This is a genomic window from Paenibacillus sp. FSL R10-2796, from assembly GCF_037965315.1.
Classification (GTDB): Bacteria; Bacillota; Bacilli; order Paenibacillales; family Paenibacillaceae; genus Paenibacillus_AQ; species Paenibacillus_AQ odorifer.
Genome location: NZ_CP150178.1, coordinates 2,620,260 through 2,637,594, shown reverse-complemented (window position 1 = coordinate 2,637,594; position 17,335 = coordinate 2,620,260). Strand labels below are relative to the sequence as shown.

Here is a 17,335-nt window from a genome sequence, read left to right as displayed (position 1 = left end):
AAAACTATCAAACTATCAAGAAAAAATTATAGGTTTCCGGACATATTATAAACTGTCCAAGAAACCCGGTAATAATTCGCTAAACGTATCCTCTCGAAGCTGGCTAATCTTATTCTGCCCCATACGTGTGACACTTACTAAATCAGCTTCATACAAAATCTTCAGATGGTACGACACATTGGATTTGTCCATTCCCATAGATTCACCAATGGACCCACATGTATTGTTCTCCTTATGGAGATGAAGATAACGAATCATTTCAATTCGTTTCACTTCTGCTAATGCTTTAAAAATCTTCACTCGCTTTTCATCATCTTTTAAGGAATATTGTTCGATAGTCATAAAACTATTGTATTCTTCTGATTGCGCAAAGTCAATTTACAATCCCATTTCTTAATCGGATTCATTTTTGTATAATATACCAATCGGCATTAGCGCGGATCTATTTATAAGGACAGAGGGGTGGTAGAAATGGACATTACCAAATACGAAAATCTTGTTCCCCGTGTTTTTTTGTTCGTTGATCGCCGATCCTTCCCGGATTGGGAGATTACGAGGAGTAAAATTGATTTCCATGATCTTACCTTCATCGTAGAAGGAAAGTCTGACTATTTTATTAATGGAGAGAAATTCACGGTTGAAGCCGGGGATATGCTCTATGCCCCTTCTGGCAGCATTCGGGAAGCTCAGACTTTCAAGGAGGCACCCATGCGTTCCTTTGCCTTCAATTTCTTCTGGGAGGGTGAGGACAATCATGTGCAGCTCCCTTTTGAGACTGTAACTAGGAATTGGAGAACTAAAGAGATTCTAGAGGATATTAAAGAATTCTCACATGTCTGGATGGGCAAACAACCTTTCTACAAAATGAAGGCCCGGGCCATCTTTCAACTGATTGTGTACCGCTTATTAAGTATCGCCCACCATCAAGAAACACCTCTGATAGATCTAAGAATCCAAAAAGTGATGACCTATATCATGGATCATTATTCGGAGGAAGTTACGATCAAGGAGCTGGCAGATTGGGTTGCCCTAAATCCCGTATATCTTGGTAAGCTATTTAAGCAGAACACTGGCTCCACCTGTAAAGAATTTATAAACAAGGTGCGGGTGAACAATGCTGAGATGATTCTATCGGCAGGTGGTTTTAATGTGTCCGAAGTGGCAGCGCACTGTGGTTATCAAGATGTTGCCTACTTCAGCAACGTTTTCAAAAATATAAAGGGTTATCCTCCGTCATCTGCCCTGAAATAACGGAGGATCCGAAGCAACCCAGTTGTTCGCCCTATTAATTCAACCTAACTAAGAATGGACGCCGTCCCGCTAGTATAAAAGCTCTCCTCCGGCCCTAAATAGGAATAAGGAAGCTGGGCAGCGGACAATACAAGCTTTTGCAGAACCAGACCCGCATCCAATCCGTAAAAGCGGAGGGTATGAAGACCCCTCGTTAAAGCATGGCTGGTGGTTACAGCATGAATATTGTCCATAACCGCACGGCACCACGGTTCATTATCATGATTGCCGCCTTCAAAGTTCGTTGGTAAAGCATCCTTAATCACGGGTGCCTGATCATCGAAACCTATCGCATATTTTAACCCGCTAGTTTGTGACAGATTGTTTGTCGGCGCAATATACGCGGTTAAGCTATAATCGGTGTCCTGCTGCACTAGAATCCGATATTCCAGACAAGGTGCATCCTCCGGTTGTTCAAAAGATACAGCATCCGGAAACATTTTAACCGAGGATAAAGAACGTCCATAGCTGTCAATGGTCTTCCATACCACCCCTGATTTCGAAACACGAGTTATGGTATGCTCCGCTTCAATGGACACGATATTATGGGTCTCGATGAATGTCATCGGTGGCATATCCGGAATGTCTATCCAATCCACGGCTGCCTTCACCTTAACTATATTCCCGGCACCGGAGATCGTAATTTCGCCCGTCGATGCTTCTTTGACCTTCTCCCAATCTACGGAAACCTGAAGCGTCTCCCCTGCCTCAATCCAGCCGCGTATTTTCTCAAGCTTGATCCAATCTACGGTGCTCCGCACCTGATATTCAAAACCCGCTTCTCCACCGTTACTGATTGTGATGCGATAGTTTTCTTTTTGGAGATTTGTAAATACCCGAAGATTAGCTGTGCCGGAAACATACGCTTGTTCCGTTCCTTCCACATCGACAATCATTAAAGAACCTCTGGCGGGCGTCAAGGTGTTTACATCCGGATATTTCCACCCTTCTGCATTCCAATGTATATACCCTACATGAGGGGAACTCATCATTCCCTGCCATTTTCCATCCGAAATTCCGCTATTATAAACCAGCTCCAGATACTTATCCCGTTCGATGGTTTCGTGGGTCAGAGCAGCGTAAGTATTTGCCAACATACTATTTCGCTTAGCGTATAGATGGTTCAGTCCAGCATAAATTTGCATTTTGACCACATTGGCCGAGGCAACAGCAGGGAAATATACGAGCTGGAAGTAAGCATCCTTTAGTTGTTCCGGGATTAGCTCATCGTATTTGCCGGCAGCCTTCTCGATCATCACCGCTTGCTCCAGAACTCTGTGCGCCTCATTGTAATGGATAGGACTGAAGGTGGACGGATAAATAATTTCAGGCTTGCGCCGACCGTTCATCCGGATATAATCCCCTAACAATTGTGCGATTCCCAGACATGTCTCTTGTTCCAGCACATATCCGAATTGCTGCTCTACCCAACGGTTGGTGTATTCCACAGTCCGATTGATTGCACCTGTCCCCCAAGCCTCAAAATCGTAGGCCAAATCCAGAAAGTAGGAAATGGGCAATTCCATAGGCTTCAAATCCCCGACGTTCACAATCCATACATCACGGATGCCATAATCGTATGCCATACACATTTGCTCCCAGACTTTTTCAAGCGGGGTCGTATTTAACCATTCATAGGAATGCGGACCACCATGATAGTCAAAATGATAATACATCCCCCATCCTGCGCTGCGGTTACGTTCGTTTTTTGTCGGGATTTTGCGGAGATTGCCAAAGTTATCGTCAGCAAGCAGGATCGTAACGTCATTCAGAACATCCCAGTCCTTCAACCCTTCCACCCCGGCAGTGCCATACCAGTACTTCTCAACTTCCTTATAAACGGCCAAAATTTGCGGCGCATGTTCAAGATTGTATTTCTTCAATAGTTCTTTTTGCGTAAGTATAATGTCCTTCAGCAGATCAATATTCTCCTGGTCGGAGCCCTCCAGCGCAGAGTCACTTTCCCCCCGCATGCCTAGGGTAATCAAGTTATCAAAGTCCTGATTGCGCTTGATTCCGTCTTCCCAGAAATCTGTAATCGCCTGTTTATTACGGGCGAAATCCCATAGGTTACTTGTTCCGTGTTGGCTGTATACCTTCTGCCATTCACTGCCTGCCCGGAATAAGGGTTCATGATGGGAGGTCCCCATAATAATTCCGTATTCTTGTGCATGCTTGGCGTTGGCAATCGGGCTGCTTTTACCATTCAGGCTGAATTCGGCGCTCCACATCGCCGGCCATAAATAATTCCCCTTCAAGCGAAGAATGAGTTCAAATACCTTGTCATAGAAATCTTCATTAAAGTCACCAAATCTTTGAGTTACCCAAGAACCTAAAGACGGCCAGTCGTCATTCAAAAAAATACCTCTATATTTAACCGAAGGCTCCTTGGAGATCACATGAAGCTGGTTATCAGGAATGGACAATGCCGGCTTCTTCTCCGGCACAATATCCGCCCAGTACACCCAAGGACTAACTCCAATCTTTTCGGAGATCGAATACAACCCGTAAATCGTCCCCCGTTTATCACTTCCTACAATGACGAGCGCCTTGTCCACTTCCGCTGTGGGTTGTTCAACCACCTGAATTTTATAACATTCTCTTTTACCTTGGATGACCGATACATCAACGGTTCCCTCCGCGATTAAATCATCGATAAAATCATTACTCCCTATCGATCCAGTGATTATGACTGTTCCATCCAATTCGTTCAATTGTGTATATATCTCAGGCTCAACCTCTGTTACCTGTTTAACATCTGCTGCAAAAGACTGTGCCACCCGGCGTAATCCCTCATAATCTTTCCCCTTGGGGTCTACGTAAATCTTGGCAGCACTGCCCTGCTTCACAAGGTGCAATTCCTTCGTAGGCATGATAATTCTCCCCTTAAGCATCCTATTTTCGTATGACTAGGCACATTATATAAGTAAGCGATTTCAACATCCATGTGTAAACTAGCAACTTTTTGTAATTATTAAATGAAACTTTGTTTATCGGTTGAACAATCTGGATATTTGGTGTTACTGTTAACAGGTATTCCTTCTAACAGAAGCATGTTTTTTGCAAACGCATCCATAACAAGAAAAGCTTATACAAAAAGCGAGGATGATCAATATGAAAAACAATAACGGGGTCATTACAGGTGGCAAGATTGAAGGTCCAAAGGCGCCCAAGGACCCGGCTGAACGCAGGAACGGTTTTTTTGTGCTCTACGAAACAGCGATTGAGGCGACAGCCCGGGCCGAAGGTCCATCTTCACAGGAAGTTTATCTGGAAGGTAACTATCTAATCGACAAGGCCAGATATATTGGCGGCGTCACTGATGAGACAATACTGGAGCTGCTAGGAAACTGTGTTGGATTTCGCAAATTAGTCCATAGTATCGGAGTGTCTGTGAGAAGGGATCATGAGCAGAACGAGCCTATCTCTTTTCTATTGCAGAACTGGGGCAAAACCAGCAAATACGAAACAGGCAGCAGCATACGTGTGCCCTGTCCCTCCGACGGTTCAGAAGTCCTCTTAAAGTTAGAGGATTTGGAATGGTCTGAAGAGGATGCAGTGCTCGGCAAATTCGCTTTTGAATTTAAACATGAAGGCGAACTGGCCATCGCGAGTATAATTTTTTATTTGCATGACGGTTATTCTGTACCAGAGCTAATCATTGAACCGCCTGTAGCGTTTGATTCTAACGAATACCGGGAGATCATTACCCAATCCTTGCTTCATCCGGGCAATAATAAAAGATTAAAAACGGCCATCCATAAGGCTATAAAAGGTGAGGATGTCACGATTGCTTATATTGGGGGTTCCATTACTCAGGGAGCAGGCGCTAAACCGATCCATACAGAATGTTATGCCTACCAATCGTATCTGAGATTTAAGGAATTATTCGGTACGAATGGTGGTGAGAACATCCATTTTGTGAAGGCTGGGGTAGGTGGAACACCGTCCGAGCTTGGGGTCATCCGTTATGAAAGGGATATTCTCCGGGAAGGTTCTGTAACACCTGATATCGTGGTGGTAGAATTTGCGGTAAACGACGAAGGGGATGAAACGAAAGGCAACTGTTTTGAAAGCTTATTCCTAAAAATACTTTCCGCCGATAATAGACCGGCAGTAGTTCTCCTGTTCAGCGTGTTTATGAATGACTGGAACCTGCAGGAACGGCTCTCCCCCATTGGGCGGCGTTATAATCTTCCTATGGTTAGTGTAAAAGATGCGGTATCCGGGCAGTTCCGCCTAAGCAAAAATGAGGGGAACATCCTCTCGAAACGGCAATTTTTCTATGATATCTATCATCCTACTAATGATGGTCACCGGGTGATGGCTGATTGTCTGGCTTATTTATTCTCCGAAACCCACAAAACGCTAATGGACGAAGATGATCTCCTATTGGATCAACATCCGGTCATCGGGAATGATTTTGCGGGAACCCTTCTGCTGGACCGCAAAAGCCATATTGACGCAGGCAGGATCGAGGTGGGCGGATTTTCGGGGATCGATACCGATTTGCAGCGGGTAGAAATGGATGCCAATCCTTTCGGAACTCCGGAATTCCCTCATAATTGGATGCATTCAGCGTCTTCTGGGGAACACAGCTTCAAGCTGACGATAACAAGCAAAAATCTTATCCTCGTATACAAAGATTCTGGCAGCAGCGAATTCGGCAAGGCGAACATTTACGTCGATGGTTGTCTTGTTGTCACCGCTGATCCACATGAGAATAACTGGACACATTGCAATCCGGTAATTCTTTATCAAAATGAGGTTAGCGGGGAGCATCAGGTAGAAATCAGAATGGTGCCGGAAGATCAGGACAAGTCTTTTACTATACTGGGCTTCGGCTATAATGTTTAATAATTTGACCTAGTGGCATATAACCTAAAAAGAAACCCATGGTCTTTAAATGACCTGGGTTTCTCAATAATTAGAGGAATCTTTTTCTATTTGGTAGGCAGCTTCTTATCCAAAATAGCCTTCACATCTTTAACAAGCTGTACGGACGCTTCAATTTCCAACTTACTTGTTGAAACACTTTCAATACTGCAACCAATAGGAATTCCCTTCTCCAGCCCGAAATCTAGTAATTCTTCAAAGATTTTTTGCGATAGCTGGATTGATTTATCCAAAATATCATTCGAGTATTTTAACTCGTTTTCTAACCATCCCGGGATACTGATCCCTAACCACTTCATAAATTGTAATGTTTTCGCGGTGCCGCATGGTGCAAGATTAAATAAAATAGGAACCATCTCAAAACCGTTATTTGTATAGTAATAATATAAATCAGACAATAAATTCTTAGATGCCTCTACATTATAAGTTGCCTGTGTAATAAAAAAATTGCACCCACTGTTGGTCTTTTCGACAACCCGTATATGCTCATCATTCTTTTTTATATGTCTTTCCGGAATGACAACTCCGCCAAAAGTTAAATTGTTATTTAGTTGTTTACTTAGCTTATAAGCCTCTGGTAAATTCAATTTCACCTCTTGTTTACTTGACGAAGCGCCCACATACACGGAAAATCTATCTTCATTTTCGTCAGTTTTAACCCAATCCTCGAACTGAGCTCTAGTATCATTACCGACGCACCGGTAAATTATTTTCGGGACCTCCACCTGTTTTAGATATTTATCACCATAGACAGCCGGATCAATCGTTGGTAAATAGGGATAAGGTCTTTCATGATCCACTCTGTCTACTTCTTCCTGAACGTCGTACAGAATTAACGCATCTAAATCAAGGTTTTTAAGTCTCTCAACCTGTTTCTGGGCGATTTCCGAGACCTTTTCTGGTGCGTGGCTTGCCTTCGGTGGTGTCATCCCATATGTTATAATACCCGGTTTTTTGCTCAATATTTTTTGTTTAAATGTATTCTCTGCCGCTCCCAAATTATAAAACCCCTCTACTCGTCGCTTTTAAGATAAGGTTACCATGGCAGGCTTAATATGTGTAACTTCTATTTACTATATCTAGTTATATTTTAAAGCTATGATTCCCTAATGATACTTATCGAGTAGTACATGTTGACAACCATTTGGTGTGACTATAATATTAGAAGTCCTGCCAACCTTAAGATTGGCGATAAGGGGACCGAAAGGTTCATTCTTATTTAAAAAGGGTGAGTATTATGAATAAAGAAGAATTAATGGAAAGCGCACGTAACACAAAGAAAGCTGCTTATGCCCCATATTCTAAATTTCCAGTTGGAGCAGCCTTATTGCTTAAAGATGGAAATGTTATTAATGGAGTAAACGTAGAAAATGTATCTTTTGGCGCTACTAATTGTGCAGAGAGAACAGCAATCTTCACAGCTATTACAAAGGGCTATACTAAAGGTGATTTTCAGGCTATAGCTGTAGCAGGTGACACAATGGATTTTCTGCCGCCATGCAGTATCTGCAGACAAGTATTATCGGAATTCTGTTTGCCCGACATGCCTGTCTATTTAACCAATGAGAAAAAAGAGATCTTAGAGCTGAGTTTAAAGGATTTATTGCCTTATGCATTCAAAAATTTAGATATGTAAAAATAATTCCTCTCGTAGTGGAATAACAAAAACACGCGTACCTGTGTTAGACAAGTACGCGTGTTTTTTGTGTTAAAAAGCTTAGTCAGAACACAGAGTTCACAGACCAGACACACCGCGTAAATACGTTGTTACTTACCAAATCGCAATTCCAACCTTATCTTTTTCTTTAAATACTACCTTTATCATTTCCAAAGCATTTCTTACCCTAAATTCAATAAATTCTTTATCATAGTCTGTATGTAGTTCTATAGTATCTAAAACTCATATAGTTAAAACCTCTCAATGAACATCATCAATAATAAAAAACAAGCGATCCATTGAGATAAAAGGATAAACACTTCCTCTCGATGATCGCTTGCTTTTAGTAGCTATGCATAGTCACATTTCTAGTTTTCCCACAAAACACTTATCGGCTCTACCCTTTACCCGCAACGACTATAACCGCAATTGCCACAAGTCTTACAGCCCTCAATATTAATCAGCGAGGCGCTGCCGCAGGATGGGCAAAGGTCACGGGAAGCCGTAGCATGGTTATGTCCATGATGACCACCATGTCCATCTTCCGTAGCTGACGGAACGCTCGATTTCAACTCCGCATTTAATGCTTCATTGAAATCCTCCAGCTCCAAAGTTGCTGCAATCGGAGCGGGTACATGATCATCATGAGCATTGTTCAGCACATGTGATTCCAGTGCCTTAGCTACAGCGTCAGCAATGGATTCAACACGATTCGCGCCGAAGCCGATAGCTCCTGATCCGCCAATGCCTTTCAGATGTTTGATCAACAGCTCCACTTTCTCACCATGATCTCCGTAACGGAGGAACAAGGAGCAGACACGGCCTAATGCTTCAGCCATAGCAAAGACGTCAGAACCCGCTTTACCTACATTCAGGAAGATTTCAGCCGGTATTCCATCAAGGTCATTGATCGTAATATATGCCATCCCAAATGGTGTGTTGATTTTATAGGTAGCGCCGCGCAGAACCTGCGGACGTTTTTTGTATTGTTTATCCGCCTCTTTTGTAGTCACTTGAGGCGCTGGACTTGCTGCTACAACACTTGTACTCGCTTCTACAGTAGTTGTAGCTTCTTCTGCCGCAACCGGAGCGGCTTCTTTTTTGTCTTCCTTCTTCGTGGTTTCCAGAACTTGAACGTCACGACTTCCATCGCGGTAGATCGTAACACCCTTACATCCTAGATCAAAGGCCATTTCATATAGCTCAGCCGTCTCCTCAACCGTAAAGTCAGACGGGCAGTTCGCTGTTTTGGAAATAGAGCTATCTACCCAGCGTTGGATCGCTGCTTGCGCACGGATATGATCTTTAGCTGACAGATCCATCGAAGTTACAAAGTAGTCAGGCAGCTCTTCACCCGGATGAGCTTCCAGCCACTCTTGAGCGATTGGAACAAACTGTTCATCATAGCCAAGACGACTTTGACGGAAATATTTAAAGGCAAAATAAGGCTCAATTCCCGTAGAAGTACCTACCATTGTACCTGTACTACCTGTAGGTGCTTGTGTAATCACTGTAACGTTACGCATACCATGTTCACGAATCGCTTCGCCAACCTCTGGATACGCTTCGACTATATTTTTCATAAAGCCGCTCATTAGATATTTCTCAGTATCAAAAGCTAGGAAGGAACCCTTCTCTCCAGCAATTTCTGCCGAAGCAAGGTAGGCTTCACGAGCCATAAAGCCGTATAGCTTGTCCAGAAACTCCAACGATTCCGGGCTGCCGTAACGGATGTTCAATTTAATCATCAGCTCCGCCAATCCCATGGTTCCGAGACCCACGCGGCGTTCCTTTTTCTGATTCGCTTCATTTTCCGGGAAATGATAAGGTGTTTTATCAATTACATTGTCCAGAAAACGGACCGAATAACGGGTTGTAGTCGCAAGATCTTCCCAATCTACATCATGATTTTTCTCATCGTAGAACTTGGACAGGTTCACCGCAGACAGATTGCAGACTCCCCAGCCTGGCAGGCCTTGCTCTCCACAAGGATTCGTACAAATAATCGGGTTGAAATACCAGCTGTTAGACATCTGGTTATAGTATTCCATGAACACGACGCCTGGCTCAGCAGATTTCCATGCCGATTCAATGATCGTACGCCACACGTCACGCGCTTTTACGGTGCGATAATGGATAACGTTTTTGCCGGCAGCTTTCCACTTGTCGAGATCGCCATCCCACATTTCGTTATATTCAGGATCGGTTGTATCCGGGAATACGAGATCCCAGTCCAGATCTTCTTTTACAGCCTTCATAAAACCATTGCTCACACATACCGAAAGGTTAGCATTAGTGACTTGGCCCATCGTTTGCTTCACGGTAATGAAGTCCTCAACATCGGGATGCCAGTCATTAATCATCAACATGAGCGCGCCACGACGGCTGCCGCCTTGCTCAATAAGCCCCGTAGTATAACTAAACAAACCGCCCCAAGATACGGAACCACTGGATGAACCATTAACCCCTCTAACAATCGCACGACGAGGACGCAATGAAGACAGGTTAATGCCCACACCGCCACCACGGGCCATAATCTCCGTCATTTCAGACAATGTCTGCATGATGCCGCCACGGCTGTCTTTTGGAGAAGGGATTACATAACAGTTGAACAATGTTAATTCTTCACTAGCACCTGCACCAGCCGCAATACGTCCACCCGGCACAAGCTTCCAATCATCTAGGATTGAACGGAATTTGCCCGCCCATTCTGCTTGAAGCTCAGGTGTCTTCTCTACAGAAGCCATCGCTGTGGATAGACGGTCCCACATTTCCTCAGGAGTTTTTTCTATATTAAGGGTCAACTTTTCAACATCCGATTTCACAAACTCACCGCTGCGTGTCTTTACAGTTACGATTCGACCACTGCGCTCCACAATTTCTCCGACTTCCTTAGTTGGAAACTTCGGATCATCTTTGGTCAGCACCAATACAACATCGCCTACTTTAGCATTGTTGCTGTCTGCATCCTTCCAAGCATAACGATCCAAAAATATTTTTTCACTTAGCCCTTCAAGGCGTTGCTTACGTTCCACTTTACTCAATAAAAAAACCTCCCGCATGTGTAGTAGATATTAGTTTCCGGTCCAAGGTATGGGCCCACAACAAAAACCCCCTTACCATCCTCCACTGCTTAACAGGTGTATGTAGGAAGCTCATCTTGTCAATAACAAATACCAGCTAAGCACTCTATAAAAAATACATTTTCAAGCTTTTGTCACAATATATTGTGTGCGTCAGCTTTTAAACTATACCACATATTGTATCGAAGGTCTTATTCGAAAATAGAGTCAAGTTGCCGAATTATCGCAAACGTTGCTGCTTTTTCTCGCTCTTGCTCTCTTTTTTAAAGGCTATCGTGAAAAATAAGAGGTTATGAATTCTCTCGTTTACGAGCATACTACTCTTACGAATGGTGATATAAATCCGAGCTTGAGGAGGCTGCATTATGACGCAATTATTCCGTAATTCTCTACCCCAGCAAGGGGGAACACCCGCGCCAATACTGCCTGTTCCTCTTTCTTTTGACCGGAATTGGTTGCAAGATCTGGAGCTCAAATTGGAAAAGGGCGGCCCATGGGGAGACTACCGTTTATCTAAGCTTGCCGTACAAGGAGAGGAAACAGGTCTAGTAACGAGCTTCGATGAGCTGCAATGTATGAAGCATTTATCCGGCTTGTCCCCACTTCCCCATCAGCTGGATACAGCGCATAAGGTTCTGTTCGAAATGTCAGGCCGCGCGATTCTTGCAGATGAGGTTGGACTGGGCAAGACCATTGAAGCAGGACTGGTGCTCAAAGAATATCTGGTACGCGGTCTTGTCTCCAAAGTGCTTATTCTCGTACCTGCTTCTCTAGTATTGCAATGGGTTCGTGAGCTAAATGCGAAATTTGGCATCACTGCTGTCGCTCAGAAAAAAGCCTATTCTTGGGGCAACGCCATAGTCGTCGCATCGATGGATACCGCCAAACGAGATCCTCATAAGGAAATCTTGCTGGAAAATGAATACGATATGTTGATCATTGATGAAGCTCACAAGCTGAAGAATAAAAAATCGACCAATTATCTATTTGTACAGCAATTACGCAAAAAATATTGCCTGCTGCTCACCGCGACTCCCGTTCAGAATGATCTGGGCGAACTCTTTAATCTGATCACTATACTGAAGCCGGGGCAACTTGGAAATCAGGGCGATTTTGCCTCGAATTTCGTGGTTGATAAACGCCAGCCCAAGAATGAAGGTCAACTGCGGGACGAGCTTTCGAAGGTCATGATCCGCAATCGCCGTGGTGAAGGTCCAGTTAATTTCACGAAACGAAAAGTCCGTAATATCCCCTTAGTTCTCTCCCAAGAAGAGAAAGATTTGTATAACAGTGTTACTTCCTTTGTCAAAGACCAGTATCAGGAATCCGGCGGCAATCTTAGCAGCATGCTTTCTCTGGTAACCCTTCAACGTGAGGTGTGCAGCAGCCGGGATGCCGTCTTTATCACTTTAGTTAATTTGATCAAAAAGCTGCCTGCGGATTCCCCAAAAAGAGACCGGATGATGGAGCTGCTACAGACCCTCCGTACCGTTAAAACAAACACTAAAGCTGAAACAACCTTAGCCCTCATTCAAGAAATGAATGAAAAGGTCATCGTTTTCACGGAATATCGAGCAACTCAAGAGTATTTACTACAGTATTTCCGTGAACATGGGCTGATGTGTGTCTCTTATTCCGGCGGAATGAACCGTGGAAAAAAAGATTGGATGATGGATCTTTTCCGCGGCCGCGCTCAAGTTATGATTGCAACGGAAGCCGGTGGTGAAGGAATTAACCTGCAATTTTGCCACCATATGATCAACTTTGATCTGCCCTGGAATCCCATGCGCGTGGAGCAACGTATCGGACGTGTCCATCGGTTAGGGCAAGAAAATGACGTAGTGATCTACAACTTGTCTACGCAAGGCACGATTGAAGAACATATCCTGCATCTGCTGCATGAAAAAATCAATATGTTTGAAATGGTGATTGGCGGGCTGGATGTAATCCTGGAACGTTTTGAAAAGAAGGAATCGCTGGAGAAAAGTTTATACAAAATCATGCTCGAATCCCGCTCCGACGAAGAATTGCGGCATGAGCTGGACCATATTGGTGAATCCCTCAGTGAATTGACACAGGGTATTAAAAAAGAAAGTGGGACTGCGACATGACCCTCACCGCACAGGAAGTACGCAAGCATGTGATGGACTATCTTGAAGCCACTGAATGCTCCATCATTGAGGCTTCGCCCCTTCACGTAACTGTGAAATTATCACCTAGAGCTGACAAAATGCTTACCGACCGGCCGTATTATTGGGGATTCGTGGAGCGCACAGGTGTAGATCCTGAGACCCTTTCTTTCACCTTTGTTTTTGATCCGGAAAAATACGACAGTCAAGCTGCAGTAGAGGTTCCCCCCATTGCAAATCGTAGTGCTGGCATTTTGAATCAAGTTGTCACCGGAAGCCTAACTACAGGCGGAACAAACGATGCAGAGGCCAGCACTGACTTACTCGAATCCGCCTCCCCGGGCTCAGAAGCAGTGAATGCTCCATCTACTGACCCGGAGGAAAGTATCCTAGCCCGCTACTTCGGCATTGTGCCGGCACTCCCACGAATTGGGCCAGGAATGATCCGCAGAGAGGATATTATTTACGGAAGCAAGCGATTGCAACAGATTTGGAACGCCGCTCGGGACGAAGGGAAATGCCTTTACTTATTTGAGGACCCGGGCAGCAGGCAGCGAAACACGCTGTTCTCTGCCGCTTACGAGCCATGGCTTAGTGTCTGCTATAAAGTGGAGATGAGCTGCGATTTGAAACGTGAAGAACTCCATTATCTTGGCATCTCCCTAACAAAGGGAACCATCATTGATGACTTTAATGCAAAAGTTTCCACAAAAGAGATGATGCCACGCTTACCGGAAAATGTGCATATCCAGCCTTATGAAATGACAGTAGCAGCCGCTACCGACTTATTGGAAACTCATCTTACCGCTCAGTTAGCCGAACTGGACTACACTTGGGCAGAACAGGCACGTGAGCGGCTAAGGGTTGAACTGGACATCATTGATGTCTATTATGGAGAGTTGCTGAAGGAGCCTGACGAAGAAAAACGCCTAGCGACTCAAGAGCAGTATAATCGGCGTCGACAAGAGACCATTTGGCAATATGAGCCGCAAATCGCAGTTTCTGCGGTGACCTATGGACTGTTTCATCTGCGGAGCCTATAGAATGCGACCCTACTCGCTAAAAGCAGGCAAAAAAACAAGGGAAATGCCGCCTTCCGGCGCGACAGCAAGCAACAGCCTTTTTATAGCTTGTCCTCTACAATAAAAAGGAAGCTTTTACTTTCTGATATTTCATAACAAAGAAAGGTGAACGACGCCATGAAAATAAGTGTACGGCGGAGGCTGCTTCTTGCAGGTCAAAGCTGCTTCCTCCTGCTTCTATGCATCGGACTCATCGCAACGAGCTCCGGTTCCTCTTCTGCGCTTGCCGCTTCCAGAGTAAGTGTAGTTGATTCAGTCACACAGGATTTGATACCTGTACTGCAGATGGATATCTTACCTTCACCCGGTACGGTCCAAGAATTTGCCAAGAGTACACTGAACAAGCTCGCAGCAGAAGCTCCATTTACAGCCTGGAAGGACGCAGGAATAGAATATTATCCTCTGGGTCCAGGTACTCATAGCTGGCTTGTCAACGTTATGAAAGGTGAACAGCGGATCGGCTACATGATCATTTCCGCTACGGATCAAGGTGGTTATATGCTTAGCGAATATGGAGCTGGCACTTACGGACTCCCCTATAGTTTATTAGAACTGCGCCAATTTTTGGTGCAGGAAGGACTTATACCTTCATCTTATACCGGAAAAATAAAACTCACAGCCTTATATGCACCACTTCTACCCGTATGGAAAATCGTCATTGACGATAAGACAATATTTATCAATGCTTCCGTGCCGCAAGTTTTACCGTGGACGCTAAGTAAAGCGGAAGAAGTGCTTAAAGGACAGCAGACAGAAACGGATGTAATCACTAACCTAACTACTGATTTGTCTCCGCTTTCTGCCTATCAAAGCGGGGGAACAGATGATCCTTATAAAGATATCATGTGGTTGACCTCCCCAAAACTGCTTGCTGTAGGCGGTGACAATATCGCCGCACTGATTCGTCCCAAGGAAAGTATTGCTTATCAAGCCGCTGGCCGAAATGATATCGTAGGGGCACCTTTCATGATTACAGGTTATCAAAACTGGTTGCCTGCTTCGAATAAAACAAAAGCAATAAACAACATGCCTACCGTTTACGCAGCATCAGGGCCAGAAGGAAGACGGTATTTGCCACTCACTGCCTTGCAGGCTATAGGAACACTGCACAAGCTGCCCGACAGAAATATCTATAACTAAACATAACAAATAACCTTCCGCTGCCACGCTCGATTAGGCACTGGAAGGTTATTTGTTATTTGTGAAATTCAATCCTTGTCACTGTGGCTCCATTTGCTTCGCCAGATCGACCAACCAAGCGGAAGCATACCGAACCATTTTTGTGACCACGGCTGCTTTGTAGCCGCTCTACGAGCATGAATGGCACGCGGATCCTCGATATAAACAACTACCTTCTCAGTGATATACTTCACAAGCTCATCGCCGCCGGAAGCCATTTGTAACACCTCCTACATTGTAAGTGAATTAAGATAGCCAGCGTCGTTCCATGCTCTTAGTGTGCACCACCGAGCATATATCTAAACTCTTGTCTCGAATTGTTCGAATAGGTTTACCTATTAAAGCACAATCTAACAAAGAATCTAGGGCACGAGGTTATTCACATGCAAGGAGGAGTTCATTTGAACAATGGGAGAAATAAAGCTTATTCCAAGACAGCAGCTGCAATATGTAGCTTGCGTATTACTTTAACCACAGTTGGACTTCTAATGCTGTTTATGGGGAGTGCATATGCTTCTGCAACTCCATCCAAACCCGTAGTGAATGATGAACGTCAGCATCTCTTAAGCCACGGTCACCGGATGATCTTAATTGACGCAGGACATGGGGGGATCGACGGAGGAACTTCCTACGGGAACATTCTTGAAAAGGATATTACATTAGATATCTCACGCCGATTATTTCTGCTGCTGCGCAGCGATGGATTTGACGTTGCCTTAAATCGTAATGGAGATTACGCCCCAAGCGATGAGAACCGCTGGCTGCGCAGTAAATCCCGGCATCTGCGCGACCTTGCCCAGCGTAAAGAGCTGGCTGAGACATTACCAGCTACTGTAGTCGTCAGCATCCATGTTAACTGGGCACCTTCACCATCCAAGCATGGTCCGCTTGTATTATATCGCCAAGAAGGGCGCAGCTATATCCTCGCCCAGACCATTCAGCAACAATTAAACAGTCTCTATAATATCCAGGCAGAGACAAGACCGGGTAAACCTTTTTATTTACTCAACAAAATAACCGCCACAACCGTAATTGTTGAGGCGGGTTTTGTAAGCAGTCCGACAGATCGCGAAAAGCTGTGCACCCCTAAAGGGCAACAAGAAATTGCTGAAGCAATTGCTGGCGGCATAGTAGCTTATCTTATGGAAGTGTAGGATTCGAGTTCCATTTCATTTCGTTTTTAACGAGATCAGAAATGCCTATAAATTCAACATCATCTTTTATTTGCTCCACACCGCTGCGGATGCCTGCGGCGGTTTCTTTTCCATATACACCAACATGACCAATGGTTACGCAGAATCGTTGATCCTTCGCCAGATTATTTACTAGACCCATTTGTTTCAGGACATGATTAGCTGTGTGTGTATCATCCAAAAAGATATGGTTCTCTACGCGCGGCAGCCCCATTCGATAAGCCATATTGCCAGCAACAGAACGGTAGTTGGTCTTACTGTCCACAAAAAACAATCCCCGCTCTTTGCAGACGGCTAAAATCACACCCATAATCCGTTCGTCCCCGGTAATCTTAGAGCCCATATGGTTGTTTATACCGATAGCATAAGGCACATTATCGAGCGCGGCTTCCACCTTTTGACGCACTTCTTCATCAGACATCTTAGCCAGTATAGCTCCCGGTCCAAGCCATTTAGGATTACCCTGGCGGGGCTCCATTGGCAAATGGACCAGAACATCATCTCCGCGTTCATGCGCGCGTGTGGCGTCCTTCACAGATGTAGGCAAAAAGGGCATAACCGCCACAGTAAGCTTTATTGGCAGCGAAAACATTTCATCCGTCCCCTTCATGCCATTGCCGAAATCGTCAATAATAATTACGACCTTATTACGTTGAGATGTCTTCTCTTTACTTGGTGTGTTTGTAGGGTTGTCTCTGGACTCGGCAGCTGAAACAGACGGTGCCATGGGAGCGATTAAAGTAGCCATTAGAGCAGCAACAGCAATCCAAATTAGTAAATAACGATTAAACTTTCGACTGTCCTTCATCAAGAGGAACGCCTCCTT

The 17,335-nt window shown here is 44.6% G+C and carries 13 protein-coding genes; 7 read left to right on the top strand and 6 right to left on the bottom strand.

The genetic code is table 11. The features are described 5' to 3' along the window. Positions 1-45: 45 nt before the first annotated feature. Positions 46-342 carry a metalloregulator ArsR/SmtB family transcription factor gene (locus tag NST58_RS11740; protein WP_038569940.1) on the bottom strand — a complete coding sequence of 99 codons (297 nt, stop codon included), beginning with the start codon at positions 340-342 and terminating at the stop codon, positions 46-48. A 129-nt stretch (positions 343-471) separates the two neighbouring features. Between NST58_RS11740 and NST58_RS11735 the strand changes: the two genes are divergently transcribed. After that, a complete protein-coding gene (locus tag NST58_RS11735; RefSeq protein ID WP_076195012.1) occupies positions 472-1,251 on the top strand; it encodes a helix-turn-helix domain-containing protein in 780 nt (259 codons plus the stop codon). Positions 1,252-1,295: 44 nt separating this feature from the next. On the opposite strand, the gene NST58_RS11730 is transcribed toward NST58_RS11735, so the two are convergent. Next, complete coding sequence (locus NST58_RS11730; RefSeq protein WP_076195014.1) at positions 1,296-4,163, bottom strand: glycosyl hydrolase 115 family protein; 2,868 nt, start codon at positions 4,161-4,163, stop codon at positions 1,296-1,298. A 241-nt stretch (positions 4,164-4,404) separates the two neighbouring features. On the opposite strand from NST58_RS11730, the gene NST58_RS11725 reads away from it, so the two are divergent. After that, positions 4,405-6,147, top strand: coding sequence for an SGNH/GDSL hydrolase family protein (locus tag NST58_RS11725; protein ID WP_076195016.1), 1,743 nt, complete (start codon positions 4,405-4,407; stop codon positions 6,145-6,147). Between the two features lie 86 nt (positions 6,148-6,233). Here NST58_RS11725 and NST58_RS11720 read toward each other — a convergent pair whose 3' ends face one another. After that, entirely contained in the window at positions 6,234-7,184 is a 951-nt protein-coding gene (locus tag NST58_RS11720) for a methylenetetrahydrofolate reductase (protein WP_248549229.1), read from the bottom strand. A gap of 239 nt (positions 7,185-7,423) precedes the next feature. On the opposite strand from NST58_RS11720, the gene NST58_RS11715 reads away from it, so the two are divergent. Beyond that, positions 7,424-7,822, top strand: a complete 399-nt coding sequence (locus NST58_RS11715; protein ID WP_076186474.1) for a cytidine deaminase — start codon at positions 7,424-7,426, stop codon at positions 7,820-7,822. Between the two features lie 425 nt (positions 7,823-8,247). Here NST58_RS11715 and NST58_RS11710 read toward each other — a convergent pair whose 3' ends face one another. Next, positions 8,248-10,905, bottom strand: coding sequence for an adenosylcobalamin-dependent ribonucleoside-diphosphate reductase (locus NST58_RS11710; RefSeq protein ID WP_076195018.1), 2,658 nt, complete (start codon positions 10,903-10,905; stop codon positions 8,248-8,250). Positions 10,906-11,291: 386 nt separating this feature from the next. Here NST58_RS11710 and NST58_RS11705 point away from each other — a divergent pair, with 386 nt between their 5' ends. From NST58_RS11705 to NST58_RS11695, 3 genes are all read left to right on the top strand, one after another. Then, positions 11,292-13,037 carry an SNF2-related protein gene (locus tag NST58_RS11705; protein WP_076129985.1) on the top strand — a complete coding sequence of 582 codons (1,746 nt, stop codon included), beginning with the start codon at positions 11,292-11,294 and terminating at the stop codon, positions 13,035-13,037. Continuing rightward, the gene (locus NST58_RS11700; protein ID WP_076129984.1) at positions 13,034-14,098 is read left to right on the top strand and encodes a YqhG family protein; all 1,065 of its coding nucleotides are present in this window, start codon (positions 13,034-13,036) and stop codon (positions 14,096-14,098) included. Before NST58_RS11705 ends, NST58_RS11700 begins: the two co-directional genes overlap by 4 nt. A gap of 156 nt (positions 14,099-14,254) precedes the next feature. After that, the gene (locus tag NST58_RS11695; protein ID WP_076195020.1) at positions 14,255-15,277 is read left to right on the top strand and encodes a hypothetical protein; all 1,023 of its coding nucleotides are present in this window, start codon (positions 14,255-14,257) and stop codon (positions 15,275-15,277) included. A gap of 68 nt (positions 15,278-15,345) precedes the next feature. On the opposite strand, the gene NST58_RS11690 is transcribed toward NST58_RS11695, so the two are convergent. Beyond that, a complete protein-coding gene (locus NST58_RS11690) occupies positions 15,346-15,534 on the bottom strand; it encodes a YqzE family protein (RefSeq protein WP_036689445.1) in 189 nt (62 codons plus the stop codon). Positions 15,535-15,717: 183 nt separating this feature from the next. Between NST58_RS11690 and NST58_RS11685 the strand changes: the two genes are divergently transcribed. After that, positions 15,718-16,470 carry an N-acetylmuramoyl-L-alanine amidase gene (locus tag NST58_RS11685; protein WP_339247865.1) on the top strand — a complete coding sequence of 251 codons (753 nt, stop codon included), beginning with the start codon at positions 15,718-15,720 and terminating at the stop codon, positions 16,468-16,470. On the opposite strand, the gene NST58_RS11680 is transcribed toward NST58_RS11685, so the two are convergent. Further along, positions 16,457-17,317, bottom strand: a complete 861-nt coding sequence (locus NST58_RS11680; RefSeq protein WP_339248763.1) for a divergent polysaccharide deacetylase family protein — start codon at positions 17,315-17,317, stop codon at positions 16,457-16,459. The two genes, NST58_RS11685 and NST58_RS11680, sit on opposite strands and share 14 nt — an antisense overlap. Positions 17,318-17,335: the final 18 nt, after the last annotated feature.

Coding starts and splice junctions, on each gene's coding strand:
- NST58_RS11740 (WP_038569940.1), bottom strand. CDS start 342: ATGACTATCGAACAATATTCCTTAAAAGATGATGAAAAGCGAGTGAAG.
- NST58_RS11735 (WP_076195012.1), top strand. CDS start 472: ATGGACATTACCAAATACGAAAATCTTGTTCCCCGTGTTTTTTTGTTC.
- NST58_RS11730 (WP_076195014.1), bottom strand. CDS start 4,163: ATGCCTACGAAGGAATTGCACCTTGTGAAGCAGGGCAGTGCTGCCAAG.
- NST58_RS11725 (WP_076195016.1), top strand. CDS start 4,405: ATGAAAAACAATAACGGGGTCATTACAGGTGGCAAGATTGAAGGTCCA.
- NST58_RS11715 (WP_076186474.1), top strand. CDS start 7,424: ATGAATAAAGAAGAATTAATGGAAAGCGCACGTAACACAAAGAAAGCT.
- NST58_RS11710 (WP_076195018.1), bottom strand. CDS start 10,905: ATGCGGGAGGTTTTTTTATTGAGTAAAGTGGAACGTAAGCAACGCCTT.
- NST58_RS11705 (WP_076129985.1), top strand. CDS start 11,292: ATGACGCAATTATTCCGTAATTCTCTACCCCAGCAAGGGGGAACACCC.
- NST58_RS11700 (WP_076129984.1), top strand. CDS start 13,034: ATGACCCTCACCGCACAGGAAGTACGCAAGCATGTGATGGACTATCTT.
- NST58_RS11695 (WP_076195020.1), top strand. CDS start 14,255: ATGAAAATAAGTGTACGGCGGAGGCTGCTTCTTGCAGGTCAAAGCTGC.
- NST58_RS11690 (WP_036689445.1), bottom strand. CDS start 15,534: ATGGCTTCCGGCGGCGATGAGCTTGTGAAGTATATCACTGAGAAGGTA.
- NST58_RS11680 (WP_339248763.1), bottom strand. CDS start 17,317: ATGAAGGACAGTCGAAAGTTTAATCGTTATTTACTAATTTGGATTGCT.